Origin of the sequence: Caulobacter endophyticus (assembly GCF_003116815.1) — a bacterium.
Lineage (GTDB): Bacteria > Pseudomonadota > Alphaproteobacteria > Caulobacterales > Caulobacteraceae > Caulobacter > Caulobacter endophyticus.
Genome location: NZ_QDKQ01000011.1, coordinates 50,302 through 64,677, shown reverse-complemented (window position 1 = coordinate 64,677; position 14,376 = coordinate 50,302). Strand labels below are relative to the sequence as shown.

The following is a 14,376-nucleotide window of genomic DNA, read 5'->3' as shown; positions in this document are numbered from 1 at the left end:
AACCCGCCGATCGTCAGATCAGCGAGCCGTGGCACTGCTTGAACTTCTTGCCCGAACCGCAGGGGCAGGCGCCGTTGCGGTTGGTGCGTTCCCAGCCTTCCGGCAGGGCCGAGACCGGCAGGGCCTCGCGCTGCTCTGGCGACAGGCCTTCGGGCAGGATGCCGGCCTGGGCGGCGTTCTCGCCGGTCAGTGGATCCAGGTGCACAGGGATCAGGTTTTCCGGCGTGTGCAGCGGCTCGGGCTCTGCATAGGCGATCTCGACCGTCATCAGCCAGCGGGTGGTGTTGGTGCGGAGGTCCCCCAGCAGCTTCTCGAACAGGCTGAAGGCTTCGGTCTTGTACTCGTTCAGCGGATCACGCTGGCCGTAGCCGCGCAGGCCGATGACGTTGCGCAGATGGTCCAGGTGCATCAGGTGCTCGCGCCACTGCAGATCGATCATCTGCAGCAGGAAGCTCTTTTCCACCGAACGCATCTGCTCGGGCGTGATGATCACTTCACGCTGGGCGGCGTACTCATCGGCGGCCTTGGTGATGCGCTCGCGGAAGGCTTCGTCGTCGACGCCTTCCTCCGCGGCCCATTCCTTCAGCGGCAGGTCCATGCCCAGCACGGCCTGGACGCGCTCATGCAGGCCGTCGATGTCCCACTGCTCGGCATAGGCCTTGGGCGGCACGTGGCGGGCGACCAGGTCGTCGATCACGTCGTGGCGCATCTCGTGGATGACTTCCGACAGATCGCTGCTTTCCATGAACTCCTGGCGCTGCTCGAACACGGCCTTGCGCTGGTCGTTGACGACGTCGTCGTACTTCAGGAGGTTCTTGCGGATCTCGTAGTTGCGCTGCTCGACGCGGGTCTGGGCCTTGGCGATGGCCGCGTTCAGCCAGCGGTGGGTGATGGCCTCGCCGTCCTGGACGCCGAAGGTGCGCATGATCGCGTCCAGGCGCTCGCCGGCGAAGATGCGCAGCAGGTCGTCTTCGCACGACAGGAAGAACTTCGAACGGCCCGGGTCGCCCTGACGGCCGGTCCGGCCGCGCAGCTGGTTGTCGATGCGGCGGCTTTCGTGGCGCTCGGTGCCAAGAACGAACAGGCCGCCGGCGGCCAGGGCCGCCTTCTTGGCGTCGGCGATCTCGGCCTCGATCTCGGCGCGGTGCTCGGCCTCGGCTTCCGGCGAGACCTCGATGCCCAGGCCGCGCTGCTCGATCTTCCACTTGGACAGGCGCATGTCGACGCTGCCGCCCAGCTGGATGTCGGTGCCGCGACCGGCCATGTTGGTGGCGATGGTCACCGCGCCCGGCACGCCGGCGTCGGCGACGATGCCGGCTTCCTGCTCGTGGAAGCGGGCGTTCAGCACCTGGTGGGGGATGCCCTTGCGCTTCTTGCCGTCGACTTCCCACTCGTAGGCGTCGAGCAGCTTGGACAGCTCTTCGGACTTCTCGATCGACACGGTGCCGACCAGGATGGGTTGGCCGCGCACGTGGCAGTCGGCGATCTGAACCAGGATGGCGCGGTTCTTCTCTTCCTCGGTGCGGTAGACCTCGTCGTCGTCGTCGATGCGCTGGATGACGCGGTTGGTCGGGATCTCGGAGACGCCCATCTTGTAGATGTCGTCGAATTCCTGGGCCTCAGTGGACGCAGTGCCGGTCATGCCCGACAGCTTGGTGTAGAGGCGGAAGTAGTTCTGGATGGTCACCGAGGCCAGGGTCTGGTTCTCGGGCTGGATGTCGGCGCCTTCCTTGGCCTCGATGGCCTGGTGCAGGCCTTCCGACAGCCGGCGGCCGGTCATCATGCGGCCGGTGAACTCGTCGATCAGGACGACTTCGCCGCCCTTGACGATGTAGTCCTTGTCGCGCGTGTAGAGCACGTTGGCGCGCAGGGCCTGGTTGACGTGGTGGACCACCGAGATGTTGGCCGCGTCGTAGAGGCCGGCGGTGTCCTCGGCCAGGTGGTTCCCAGCGATCAGGATCTCTTCGATCTTCTCCTGGCCGTCCTCGGTCAGGATGACCTGCTTCTGCTTCTCGTCGTGGTCGTAGGTGGTCTTGTCCTTGATCAGCTCCTTAACGAGCAGATCGATGGTCTTGTAGAATTCGCTGCGGTCCTCGGTCGGGCCCGAGATGATCAGCGGGGTGCGGGCTTCGTCGATCAGGATCGAGTCGACTTCGTCGACGATCACGTAGTGGTGGCCGCGCTGGACCATCTCGTTCACGTCATAGACGAGATTGTCGCGCAGGTAGTCGAAGCCGAACTCGTTGTTGGTGCCGTAGGTGATGTCGGCGCGGTAGGCGCGCTGGCGATCGCCCTGCGACAGGCCGTTGACGATGATGCCGTAGGACAGGCCCAGGAAGTTGTAGAGCTGCCCCATCCACTCGGCGTCGCGGGTGGCCAGGTAGTCGTTGACGGTGATGACGTGGACGCCCTTGCCGGCCAGGGCGTTCAGGTAGGTCGGCAGGGTGGCGACCAGCGTCTTGCCTTCACCGGTGCGCATTTCGGAGATGCCGCCGAAGTGCAGCACCATGCCGCCGATCATCTGCACGTCGAAGTGGCGCATGCCCAGAGCGCGCTTGGAGCCCTCGCGGACCACCGCGAAGGCTTCGTTCAGGATGTCGTCGAGGGTTTCGCCCTTTTCCAGGCGGTCCTTGAACTCCTGGGTCTTGGCCTTCAGCGCCTCGTCCGACAGCGCGGCCATCTGGGGCTCGAGCGCGTTGATCTTGGCGACGCGACCGTGAAGCGACTTCACCTTGCGTTCGTTGGAGGAACCGAAGAGCTTTTTGGCGAAGCCGAGCATGCAGAAAGGATCCGGAGCGAGAACTTAGTGGGCCGGCGCTAAGGCTTTATCGGCCTTCACTACGGTAATGACGATGCGCCGAGATCGCAGAACCCCTGAAAACGGCGCGCGCGCGAGACTTAAGCACCGCCCCCCCCAGTGTCAACGCGAGGCCTGGCCCGCCAGGGCCTCGAAAAGCCCGTTCGGCCAAGCTTTCACCCGCTGCGCGAAACCGGCTCGGCGGCGATCAGAACCGTCGCGAACGGCATAGGTTCCGAGAACCTTATCCTCGCGCGCGAAGTTTAGCGGGCCAAGTCGCCGAAACGGCTTCCCCTTTGCCCTGACGCGCTCTAGAGCGCATTTCATAAGACCAGCGGAGATCCGCGCCCGATGAACCCCGTCCGCAATTCCCGCTCGTTCATGACCGCCGCCGTCCTCGGCCTGGCGCTGCTGGTCGCCGCCTGCGGCCGCGGCGGCGTCGACGAGCGCCCGCCCGAACCGGGCGACACGGCCGTGGCCCGGGTCGACGGCCACGCCGTCTGGGCCTCCGACGTCAAGCGCGAGGCGGTGGCGCAAGGGCTGATCGGCGAGGGCGAGCCGCTGGACGTGTCGTCCGATCTGTTCCGCCGCGTCCTCGACGAGGTGATCGACCAGAAGCTGCTGGCCGCCGAGGCCATCGAGCGCAAGCTCGACAAGGATCCGGTGGCCCAGCGCCGTCTGGCGGCCGCCCGCGAGCGCATCCTGGGCGACATGCTGGTCGAGGGCATGGTCGAAAAGGCCGTCACCGAGGACAACATCCGCGGCCTCTACGGCGAGCAGCAGAAGCTGACCAAGCAGTCCGAAGAGATCCGCGCCCGCCAGATCCTGGTGCCGACGCAAGCGGAGGCGGAAAGCGTCAAGAAGCTCCTGGCGACCGGCGCCTCGTTCGACGCCCTCGCCATGGAGCGTTCCAAGGACGAAGCCACGCGCTTCAAGGGCGGCGACCTCGACTACTTTACCGTCGACATCATGCCCGAACCCTATGCCGTGGCCCTCAAGGACGCCAAGAAGGGCGACCTCGTGGGCCCGTTCGCCATCACCGGCGGCTGGGTGGTGATGCGTGTCGAGGACAAGCGCCAGGAAGCGCCGATGAGCCTGGAGGAAGCCCGTCCCCAGATCGTGCGTTTCCTTACCTACGACCAGGTCCGCGACCTGCTGGAGAAGCTGCGCGGCGGCGCCAAGGTGGAGATGCTGGTCGGCAAGGCCCAGGACATCCCCGGCGCCCCGCAGGAGCCGGCCTCCGCGCCCCAGGGCGACGCCGCCCCCAGCTCCGACCTCGACAACGCCCCGCCCGCCTCGGCTCCGGCCCAGAACTCGGCCCAGAAGAAATGACCCGCAAGCCCACCACGCCCTCGACCGACAAGGCTGCTTCCAAGGCCAAGGCCGCTCCGAAAGCCGCCGAGAAGGCGCCTGCCGCCAACACGCCCGCCGAGATCGTCGGCCAGGTCGGCGCCACCGTCGGCCATGCGCTGGACCGCGCCCTCGACCCGCTGGCCTCGGCCCTGAAGCGCGCCGGCCTGCGCCGCGCCCAGAAGTCGGCCGGCGAAACCGCGCCCGCCCCGACGCCGGCTGCGGCCGCCCCCGTGACGCCCGCGGCCGCCCCGGGCAAGCCGGGCCTGGCCGTCTCGCCGCTGGTCGTGCCGTTCCCGACCATCCCGCCCATCGCGGGCGTCGAGATCGCCACCGGCCGCGCCGGCTTCTACAAGCACGAGCGCCCCGACCTGCTGCTGATGCGCTTTGCCGAGGGCACCTCGGGGGCCGGCGTCTTCACCCGCCACGGCGTGGGCTCGGCCCCCGTCGACTGGTGCAAGCGCCAGCTGGCCGCCACCGGCGGCGCCGACGTGCGCGCCCTGGTGGTCAACGCCGGCTGCGCCAACAGCTTCACCGGCAAGCCTGGCGCCGACGCCGTGCGCCGCGTGGCCACGGCCGTGGGCAAGCGCTTCGACTGCCGCCAGCGCGACGTGATGATGGCCTCGACCGGCGTCATCGGCGTCATCCTCGACGACAGCAAGATCACCTCCAACCTGCGCGAGGTCGAAACCCGCCTCACCGCCGACGGCTGGGCGGCGGCGGCCTCGGCGATCATGACCACCGACACCTTCCCCAAGGGCGCCTACGCGACAGCCCTGATCGACGGCGTCGAGGTCAAGATCGCCGGCATCGCCAAGGGCTCGGGCATGATCGCGCCCGACATGGCCACCATGCTGGCCTTCGTCGCCACCGACGCGGCCATCGCGCCCGCCGCCCTGCAGACCCTGGTCTCACTCTATACCCGCACCACCTTCAATTGCGTGACGGTGGACGGCGACCGCTCGACCAACGACACCCTGCTGCTGTTCGCCACCGGCCAGTCGGGCGCGCCCAAGATCAGCCGCGCAGGCGACAAGCGCCTGGCCGACTTCCGCGAAAAGCTGGAAGGCGTGCTGCTGGACCTGGCCATGCAGCTGGTCCGCGACGGCGAAGGCGCCACCAAGTTCGTCAAGATCACCGTCAACGGCGCCGAGAGCCCGCTGTCGGCCCGCAAGATCGCCCGCACCATCGCCGAGAGCCCGCTGGTCAAGACCGCCTTCGCCGGCGAGGACGCCAACTGGGGCCGCATCGTCATGGCCGTCGGCCGCGCCGACGAGCCGGTGAACCGCGAGAAGATCAGCGTCCGCTTCGGCGAACTCTACGCCGCCCGCGACGGCCTGGTCTCGGCCGAATACGACGAGGCGGCCATGAGCGCCTACATGAAGAACCAGGAGCTGGAGGTCACCGTCGAGGTTGGCGTCGGCAAGGGCACGTCCACCGTCTGGACCTGCGACCTGACCAAGCAATACGTGGCCATCAACGGCGACTACCGCTCGTAGGGGTCGCGAGGCGGGGCAGCCCCCCCGCCTCGAGCGCAGGACCGCCCCATCATGAGCACCCTGATCCAGCTCCTGCCGGCGAAGGTCGCACGCAACGCCTCGCGCCTGGGCTTCGCCACAACGGGCGGCGACCATTGGAAGGTCTGGGATCGCTTCCTGACGGTCGACGGCAAGCCCGCCTTCCACCTGGGCAACATCTGCAATACCTGCGCCTTCTTCTTCGAGCGCAGGGACGGCGCGAGTTCGCCGCTCGGCGTCCAGGCGTTGGCGCGAGTGCTGGAAGCCGGCGTCCAGGCCCTGGCCTCGCGCTGGTCGACCACCTGGCCACGGCGATGCCCCTGGGATCGTACGACGCCCTGCTGCTGCGCTCCGAGCTCGAGGCCACGATCCACGGCGCTCCCGGCGACTACTTTTCCGGCGAACAACTGGAAGCCTGGGGTCCCGACGGTTCATGGAATCCTGAGGTCGAGGCCTCGACCGCATACTATCGGGCAGGCGTCCATGCCGTTGCGCCTGACACGCGCCTGTTCGAGTTCGTCATGCCGATGCTTCAGGCTCAAGACCTGGATCCGGCCCGCATCGACCACTACTGCGCCCTGATCGCGGACGGCCACGAGCCGACGGCTCTGGCCATATCCGTCCTCGACGCCAAGACCGCTGAGGAACAAGCCCATTGGTGCCTGGCGCACTACCTGCTCGACGGTCACCACAAGGTCGAGGCGGCCGTCCGCATGGGCCGGCCGATCACGCTCATCTCGTTCCTGGCCCATGAAAAGGGCGTGTCCTCCAGCGACCAGATCGCCAAGGCGCGCGCCGTCCTGGGCGGCCGTCGCCCGCGGCGCTAGACGGCCTCGCAGGCGGCGTCGCGGACGACGAAACTGTTGGAAAGCCGATCGCAGGCGGTCAGGCCGCAAAGCGCCAGCAGAACGATCTGCTTCATGGGATCGAGCCGCTCCAGCAGACCCTTTCGCCTCGCTATCGCCAACCCTTCTCGCCCGGTCCCCGATGGCGGCCGCGCCCAGCCACCCCATATGCCGGAGAGATCGACGCCCCCCGCCACCTTCGCCCGCCCGATCTTCACAGCAAAGAGCCCGCCATGAAAATCCTCATCGTCCTGACATCGCACGACACGCTCGGCGACACCGGCAAGAAGACCGGCTTCTGGCTTGAGGAGCTGGCCGCCCCCTACTACGTGTTCAAGGACGCCGGCGCTGACCTCGTCCTGGCCTCGCCCAAGGGCGGCCAGCCGCCGCTCGATCCCAAGAGCGACCTGCCCGACTTCCAGACCGACATGACCCGCCGCTTCCAGGCCGACAAGGCCGCGCTGGCGGCCCTGGCCCAGACCACGCCGCTGGCCGACGTGAACGCCGCCGACTTCGACGCGGTGTTCTATCCCGGCGGCCACGGTCCGCTGTGGGATCTTGCGGAATCGCCCGTCTCCGTCGCCCTGATCGAGGCCTTCGACCGCGCCGGCAAGCCCCATGCCCTGGTCTGCCACGCCCCCGGCGCCCTGCGCCACGTCAAGGCCGCCGACGGCCGTCCGCTGGTGGCCGGCCGCAAGGTCACCGGCTTCACCAATGGCGAGGAAGACGCCGTCGAGCTGACGAACATCGTGCCGTTCCTGGTCGAAGACATGCTGAAGGAAAGCGGCGGCCTCTACGAGAAGGGCCCCGACTGGGCGCCCTACGTCGTCGAGGACGGCGACCTGATCACCGGCCAGAACCCCGCCAGCAGCGACGCCGTCGCCCACGCCCTGGTCAAGCGCCTGACGGCCCGGGCCTGAGGTCATCCCTAGTCCGTAAAACCCCCGCGAAAGCGGGGGCCCAGGCTTTTTGTCGTAAAGCGCTGCGCTGTTCGGAAAACACCTGGGTCCCCGCTTTCGCGGGGATTTTACGGAAGGCTATAGCCCTCAACCCTGCTCGCTGCGCGCCCGCACCTCGGCCAGCGTGTGATCCACGAGCAGCGCGCCGTCTTCCCACACCGTGACCATGGCGTCGGTCCAGCCTTGCGGCGCGGCCTCGCCCTCGGTCACGGCGACCGTGCGATATTCGCCCGCCGCGTTCCGCTGCAGCATCAGCCGCCCGGCCTTGGAGCGCTTGCCCGGATCGGTGACCGGGTTCTTGCTGACGTCGATCCAGGCGCCGTCGACCTTGGCGGCCGAGCACTTCAACGCAAAGCGCTGGGTGTCGCGGTCGAGCTGCTGCAGCAGGCCGCCGCCCATGCCGAAGGCGAGGTTCTCGGCGCTGAATCCGTCGGCGATCACCCGCTCCAGGATCGCGGCGATGCTGACCGGATTGACCCCGTCGCCCTGGATCACCCGCACGTGGTTCAGCACCTTGTAGCCCTTGGCGTTGACCGTGCTGCCGAAGGCCTCGTCCAGGCGCTTCAGGGTCTCGGCGACGATGGCGACCGGATCGCCGGAGTCCGGCCGGATCACCACCGTCGCGCCGCTGGCGATCACCTCGTCGCGCAGCTCCTGGCCCCAGATGCGGCTGACCGCGTCGAACAGGTCGTAGCTGTCGGACACCACCGAGAACAGGCCGCCGGGCTTGCCGAAGCTCTTCAGCATGTTGCGATAGGCGTCGGCCTCGCGCTCGCGGCCCCAGCTGGTGATCGTGCTGTGCTCGGCGGCCGGGATGGAGAAGGCGGCCATCGGCTCGCCATACCAGGCCCGCCCTGCCTGCACGGCGCTCAGGGTGTCGCTGCCCAGGAAGTTGACGAGATGCGCCAGCCCGCCGATCGCCGCGCTTTCCCGGCTGGAGACGCCGCGCGCCCCGAAGTCGTGCAGCTTGAACGGCAGCTGGCCCGCCGGATCGTCGCTGGTCTTCTCCAGCGCCGCGCGGATCGTCTGCTTGACGCCCCAGCTCGTCGTGGCGACGGTCACCGGATACCAGACCCGCAGCAGCAGGGTCTCCAGGTAGGAGGGCAGCCAGAAACACTCTGGGTCGGTGTTCTCGATGGTCATCAGCGCCTGGTGCGTGGGGACCACGGTTCCTTCCGGCACGGCGCGGATGCGCACCGGCAGGCGGCCGCCGTGCACGTCGACGATCCGCCGCCAGCCGGCCTCGTTGAAGGGCTCGCCATGCGTGGCCAGCAGCTCGGCCGCCTCGTCGACCATGGCGTGGGTCACGGGCGCGGCCAACGCCGTCTTCAAGATGGCCTGCAGGCCGAAGAAGACCGTGCGGTCGTAGCGCCCGCCCCGGCTTTCCACATAGGAGAAGGCGCCCGTCGTGCCGGGCGGATACTGCAGCCAGTGGCTGGCCTTGTAGCTGTCGGTGTCGAGGATCAGATTATCGAACATCGCGGAAGCTCCTTGCCCGCGGGGTCACCGTCCCGTCTTTCGGGTCGGATGGGTTTGGCCGGCGTCAGGCGCCGACGAAGTGCTCGAGGATGTGGAAGTGGTCCTCGAAGAACTGCTCCTCCATCAGCAAGGCCTCGCTGATCGGGACCCAGCGCGCCTGCTCGGCGTCGTCGGCGCCCTTCACGCGCGGTAGCGGGCCGGCGGGGAAGTCGAAGTGGAAGGCATGGGTGATGGTGCGGCCGCGCAGCGAGCGGTCGGGGTGGTCGAACACCCGGCTGGCCTTGATCGAGCCGCGCAGCACGGCCGGCGGGATCTTGGCCCTGGTCTCTTCCTGCAGCTCGCGGATCGCCGCCTCCTGCACGGTCTCGCCCTGGTTCACGAAGCCGCCGGGCAGCGCCCACAGCCCCCTTCCCGGCTCGGCGCGGCGGCGCACCAGCAGCACGTGGCCGGAATGGACGACCACCGCGTCGGCGGTGACGAAGGTCGGGGCGTAGGGCGCGGCGGCCCAGGCCTGGCGATAGCTCTTGATGAAGGCGTGCTCGCGGGCCAGCTGGGCGTAGGCGGGCGAGCCGTCGCGAAACGCGCTGAGCATCTCGTACACAGGGCCTGGCACATTGGCCTCGACCAGCCGCAGGCCGCCGGCCTCGCCGGTCAGCAGCCAGTCGCGCAACTCGGTGGCCGACAGCACGTCGGCGTGCTGCACGTCGACCAGTTCCCATTGCGGAAAGGCGGCCAGATAGGCGGCGGTGGCGTCGTCCTTGTTGCGGCCGATCAGGCCGATGGTTGCGCCCTCGTCCGCGCCGTCATGGGCCGCAGCCTCGGCGACGATGCGCTGCACGTCGCCAACCCACAGGGTCTCGCCATAGAGGCGGTCGCGCAGCGGGCGGACGATCACGCGGGCGGCGTCCTCGCCGGCGGCGGCGCGGATCATCACCGCCCTTTCGGCGGCGTTGAAGGGGTTGCGGATGGTGCGGGGCTGGCCGGCGCTGCCGGTCAGGACGATGACCTTGCGCGCCAGGCGCAGGGCGTGCCGCAGCACCGAGGCATGGCCGTTGTGGAACGGCTGGAAACGTCCGATCAGGACGAGATAGTCGAAGCGCATGAGACTCCCTCACGCCGATGTCCGTCGCCGGTCTATCCGGCGACATGTGTTATGCTAACTTTGAGCAAAAGCGGTTGTCAACCCCGGCGTGCAGGCCTCGTGCAAGGTTGAAGGATTGTCGGTGCCGTCGCCGCGCGGCGCTGGACCAGGCTGGGCGCTCGCGCCAAGACGAGCCCATGTCGGAACGCAACGCCTACCTGACCCAGCAAGGGATCGCCGCCGCCCTGACGACACTGCCGGCCCTGCTGCTGCTGGCGATCGGGCTCCCGCCGGCAGATCCCGACGAATACGACGGCGACTTCATGCCCGGTCTGGCGCGCTTTCTCTTCGGCTTCTTCGCGGCGCCGGCGGCGGCCTTCCTGCTCAATCTCTTCACCCGGCGCGACAGCCGCCGCGGCTTACGGCTCGCCGCCGACGTCACCGGCTGGACCGCCGTGCTGGCCGGCGCCCTGGCCCTTCTGGCGGGCGCCTGGCTGGCGTTGATTTCCCTGGCGAATGGCCAGCCGACCGACGGCCCTGTTCTTGGCTGGGCCTTCTTCCTCGCCTACTTCGGCGGGATCATCCTCTGCGCCGTCCACGGCATGCGCGAGCGTCCAGCCTCCAGAAAGGCCGAGCGTCTGGCCCGGCGCCGGCCGCCGCTCAGCCTGTCCGATCCTCAGAACCCGTAGAGCGCCGCGTACTCGGCGTCCTTGGCGGCGATCTGGCGGGCGCAGTCGACCATCACCTTGGCCTGTTTCCAGGTGGCGTCGTCCTGCATCTTGCCGTCGATCATCGCCACGCCCGAGCCGTCGGGCATGGCCTCCAGGATCCTTTTCGCGAAGGCCACCTCCGTGGGATCGGGGCTGAACACCTGCTTGGCGATGGCGATCTGGCTGGGGTGCAGGCTCCAGGCCCCGGCGCAGCCCATCAGGAAGGCGTTGCGGAACTGCTGCTCGCAGGCGACCGGGTCGTCGATCGCGCCGAACGGACCGTAGAACGGCTTGATCCCGTGGGCCGCGCAGGCGTCGACCATCTTGGCGAAGGTGTAGTGCCAGAGATCCTGCTGCACTGAAACGCGGGGCGAACCGTCCGCATGCGGATCTTCAATCACGCGATAGCCCGGATGGCCGCCGCCGACACGGGTGGTCTTCATCGCCCGGCTGGCCGCCAGATCGGCCGGCCCCAGGCTGATCCCCTGCATGCGCGGGCTGGCGCCGGCGATCTGCTCGACGTTCATCACCCCTTCGGCCGTCTCCAGGATGGCGTGCAGCAGGATCGGCCGGGTGACGCCGTGCTTGGCCTCCAGCGAGGCCAGCAGCTGGTCGATATAGAAGATGTCCCACGGCCCCTCGACCTTGGGAACCATAATGACGTCGATCCTGTCGCCCGCCTTCTCGACCAGGGTCGCCACCTCGTCCAGGTGCCAGGGCGAGTTGAGGCAGTTGATCCGCACCCACAGCCCCACGCCCAGGGCCGCAAAGTCGACCTCGCGCGACAGGGCGATAGTCCCGGCCAGGGCCGCGCCCTTGGCGTCGGCGGGGATGGCGTCCTCCAGGTTGGCCAGGATCACGTCCACCGTAGGGGCGATCTCGCCGACCTTGGCCCGCACCTTCTCCAGATGCGGCGGCACGAAATGGATCATCCGCTCGACGCGGGCGGGCAGCTCGCGCCACGGCGCTGGCGCGCCGATGGCCAGGGGTTTGAAGAAGCCTCTAGCGGTCTTCATGCGCGTCTTCCCTAGGTGCTTATTTCGCAGTTGCGAGAAGACTGCGGCGCGCGCGCGAGGGGGTCAAGGGTGGCGCGGGGGAAGGTCCGCCCACGCTACTGGACGTCGTGCTCGATCCATTCGCCGTCCTCGCCGCGCACCCAGCGCTTGTCGACGCCATAGATCCTGATCTCGGCGCCCGCGCCGTGGTCGACGAACTCGACGAGTTGCTCGGCGAACCAGAAACCCTCGTCGAGATCGTCGAAGAAGACGTTCACCGCGAAATCGCGCTCCATGACGCCGACGACGTCCACGCCCGAAACGCTCGGCGTCGTCTCGCCGCGAACGCTTCCGACCCTGCCCGCCACGCCCAGGCGCTCGGCTTCGGGCGAAGGACGGATGCGGACGTTGTCGCCGAAGGACATGGAGCATTCCAGCATGGCGAGATCATGCGACGGCCGGGCGGCGCCGCGCAAGGCTCAGCTCTGCGCCGGCCTGGGCGGCGGCGCGTTGTCCGGATCCTCGCGGCCCAGCTCGTCGGCGGCGTCGTTCTGCGAGACGTGGGTCGCCGCCTTGCCCCTGGCCTTGCGGGCCGCTCGGGGCTCCAGGCGCAGGGCGGCGCGGGCGTCCTCGCCCTCTTCGCCGAACAGGCCGCGCAGGCGCACGTCGCGCTGCGGATAGGGAATCTCGATCCCGGCCCCGCGCAAGGCGTCGTCGATGGCCCAGGTATAGGCCGCGAAGATCGCCGCCGGCCGGCGCACGGCCTCGACCGTCGGCCAGACGATCAGCTCGAACTTCAGGGCGTGCTCGCCATAGCCGACCAGCCACACCTGGGTGCGGCGCACCGCGTCGTCGGCGCTGGTGAAGGGCACGCTGCGGGCGGCCTTCAGCACCGCCTCGCGCACCAGTTCCTTGTCGACCCCGAAGGCGGTGACGAACGGCACGCGGATGCGGCGGGTCGTGCCGCGCAGGGTCCAGTTGATCACCTGGTCGTTCACCAGCACCGAGTTGGGCACGATCACGTCGGTGGCGTCGTTGGTGCGGATGCGGGTGGCGCGCGGCCCGATCTCGTGCACCACCCCGCGCGCGCCGTTCGACAGCTCCACGAAGTCGCCCACCGCCACCAGCCGCTCGAACACCAGGCTGACGCCCGAGGCGAAGTCCTTGATCACCCCCTGCAGGCCAAGGCCGACGCCCACGCCCACGGCGCCGGCGAACACCGTCAGCGAGGTCAGGTCGATGCCCATGGTCGACAGGGCCGCCAGCAAGCCGACCAGCACCAGGCCGTAGGTGGTCAGCTTCTCGACGATGTAGAGCGACGGCGCGCTGTCGGCCGCCCGCGCCCGCAGGCGGCGAAGACCCGCCGCCGCCAGGCGGGCGGCCAGCAGGGCGGCGACGACGATGACGATCCCCGTCGCCAGACCGCCCACCGTGATCGCCGACTTGCCGAGCTTGACCAGCTCGAGGGCGTCCAGGCGCTGCAGGGGGTTGTCGGTCATGGGGCGGAGTTTGAGCCGTCCGGAGCAGGGCTTTCAAGCCCCGCGACGGCGGAAAGGCCGACCCAGAAGACCCTCCCCCCGAAGGGGGAGGGTTCAGATTACCGCCCCACCATCGCCAGTCCGGCTTCCGCGTAGCGCGCGCCCTCGACCTCCGTCTCGGGCACCGCCGCAGCGATCTTCGCCAGGTCGTCGGCCGACAGCGTAACCTCCACCGCGCCGATGTTCTCCTCCAGGCGCGCCGCCTTCGTCGTACCCGGGATCGGGACGATGTCGGGCCCTTGCGCCAGCAGCCAGGCCAGGGCCAGCTGGGCCGGGGTCACGCTCTTGTCGGCCGCCAGTTCGACCAGGGCCTCGACCAGCGACTGATTCTTGGCGATGGCCTCGCCCTGGAAGCGCGGCAGGGTCGAGCGGAAGTCGTCCTTTCCGAAGCCGTCGCCAGCCTTGATCGCGCCAGTCAGGAAGCCGCGGCCCAGCGGGCTGTAGGGGACGAGGCCGATGCCAAGCTCGCGGATGGTCGGCAGCACCTCGGCTTCGATCCCCCGCGTCCACAGCGAATACTCGCTCTGCAACGCCGCCACCGGCTGCACCGCCTGGGCCTTGCGGATGGTCGCAGCGCCGGCTTCCGACAGGCCGAAGCGCCTGACCTTGCCCTCGGCGATCAGATCCTTGACGGTTCCCGCCACGTCCTCGATCGGCACGTTCGGGTCGACGCGGTGCTGGTAGAAGAGGTCGATCGTCTCGATACCCAGGCGCTTGAGCGAGGCCTCGGCCACGGCGCGGATGTTGTCGGGCCGCGAATTGACGCCGCGCATGCGCGGCACGCCGGCCTCGTCGGGGGCGATGTCGAAACCGAACTTGGTGGCGATCACCACCTTGTCGCGGAACGGCCTCAGGCCCTCGCCGACCAGTTCCTCGTTGACATAGGGGCCGTAGACCTCGGCGGTGTCGAAGAAGGTGACGCCCAGGTCCACCGCCCTGGCCATCAGGTCGAACATCGCCTGCTTGTCGGGGGCGGGTCCGTAGGCCCAGCTCATGCCCATGCAGCCGAGACCGAGGGCCGAGACCTCCAGGCCGTCGCCGAGTTTGCGCGTCTTCATGGGCAGCTCCTTTTCGGGAATTTTCGGTCGCGATCCCGCCGCGACGG

12 protein-coding genes are annotated in these 14,376 nt (G+C 68.8%); 5 read left to right on the top strand and 7 right to left on the bottom strand.

Annotation, left to right across the window (positions count from 1 at the left end; genetic code table 11):
- Positions 1-13: 13 nt before the first annotated feature.
- The gene (gene secA, locus DDF67_RS01300; RefSeq protein WP_109099165.1) at positions 14-2,779 is read right to left on the bottom strand and encodes a preprotein translocase subunit SecA; all 2,766 of its coding nucleotides are present in this window, start codon (positions 2,777-2,779) and stop codon (positions 14-16) included.
- A gap of 369 nt (positions 2,780-3,148) precedes the next feature.
- On the opposite strand from secA, the gene DDF67_RS01295 reads away from it, so the two are divergent.
- The 4 genes from DDF67_RS01295 (at position 3,149) to DDF67_RS01275 (ending at position 7,429) form a co-directional block, all read left to right on the top strand.
- Positions 3,149-4,129 (top strand): peptidylprolyl isomerase, encoded by a 981-nt coding sequence (locus DDF67_RS01295; protein WP_199229111.1) that lies wholly within the window; start codon positions 3,149-3,151, stop codon positions 4,127-4,129.
- A complete protein-coding gene (argJ, locus tag DDF67_RS01290; protein WP_233247496.1) occupies positions 4,126-5,646 on the top strand; it encodes a bifunctional glutamate N-acetyltransferase/amino-acid acetyltransferase ArgJ in 1,521 nt (506 codons plus the stop codon). The genes DDF67_RS01295 and argJ overlap by 4 nt, the downstream gene beginning before the upstream one ends.
- A 332-nt stretch (positions 5,647-5,978) precedes the next feature.
- The gene (locus tag DDF67_RS01280) at positions 5,979-6,491 is read left to right on the top strand and encodes a hypothetical protein (RefSeq protein ID WP_109099163.1); all 513 of its coding nucleotides are present in this window, start codon (positions 5,979-5,981) and stop codon (positions 6,489-6,491) included.
- A gap of 251 nt (positions 6,492-6,742) precedes the next feature.
- The gene (locus DDF67_RS01275; RefSeq protein ID WP_109099162.1) at positions 6,743-7,429 is read left to right on the top strand and encodes a type 1 glutamine amidotransferase domain-containing protein; all 687 of its coding nucleotides are present in this window, start codon (positions 6,743-6,745) and stop codon (positions 7,427-7,429) included.
- Between the two features lie 126 nt (positions 7,430-7,555).
- On the opposite strand, the gene DDF67_RS01270 is transcribed toward DDF67_RS01275, so the two are convergent.
- Both DDF67_RS01270 and DDF67_RS01265 read right to left on the bottom strand, forming a co-directional pair.
- Positions 7,556-8,947 carry a nicotinate phosphoribosyltransferase gene (locus DDF67_RS01270; RefSeq protein WP_109099161.1) on the bottom strand — a complete coding sequence of 464 codons (1,392 nt, stop codon included), beginning with the start codon at positions 8,945-8,947 and terminating at the stop codon, positions 7,556-7,558.
- 64 nt (positions 8,948-9,011) lie between these two features.
- Positions 9,012-10,049: a bifunctional nicotinamide-nucleotide adenylyltransferase/Nudix hydroxylase gene (locus tag DDF67_RS01265; protein WP_109099160.1), complete on the bottom strand. Its 1,038-nt coding sequence runs from the start codon at positions 10,047-10,049 to the stop codon at positions 9,012-9,014.
- Between the two features lie 176 nt (positions 10,050-10,225).
- Between DDF67_RS01265 and DDF67_RS01260 the strand changes: the two genes are divergently transcribed.
- Complete coding sequence (locus tag DDF67_RS01260; RefSeq protein ID WP_109099159.1) at positions 10,226-10,717, top strand: hypothetical protein; 492 nt, start codon at positions 10,226-10,228, stop codon at positions 10,715-10,717.
- Here the strand turns inward: DDF67_RS01260 and DDF67_RS01255 are convergent.
- The 4 genes from DDF67_RS01255 to DDF67_RS01240 all read right to left on the bottom strand — a co-directional run bounded on the left by DDF67_RS01255 (position 10,705) and on the right by DDF67_RS01240 (position 14,329).
- Positions 10,705-11,754 (bottom strand): HpcH/HpaI aldolase/citrate lyase family protein, encoded by a 1,050-nt coding sequence (locus tag DDF67_RS01255; RefSeq protein WP_109099158.1) that lies wholly within the window; start codon positions 11,752-11,754, stop codon positions 10,705-10,707. The two genes, DDF67_RS01260 and DDF67_RS01255, sit on opposite strands and share 13 nt — an antisense overlap.
- A gap of 95 nt (positions 11,755-11,849) precedes the next feature.
- Complete coding sequence (locus tag DDF67_RS01250; protein ID WP_109099157.1) at positions 11,850-12,209, bottom strand: hypothetical protein; 360 nt, start codon at positions 12,207-12,209, stop codon at positions 11,850-11,852.
- Between the two features lie 3 nt (positions 12,210-12,212).
- A complete protein-coding gene (locus tag DDF67_RS01245; protein WP_109099156.1) occupies positions 12,213-13,232 on the bottom strand; it encodes a mechanosensitive ion channel family protein in 1,020 nt (339 codons plus the stop codon).
- 98 nt (positions 13,233-13,330) lie between these two features.
- Entirely contained in the window at positions 13,331-14,329 is a 999-nt protein-coding gene (locus tag DDF67_RS01240; protein ID WP_109099155.1) for an aldo/keto reductase, read from the bottom strand.
- Positions 14,330-14,376: the final 47 nt, after the last annotated feature.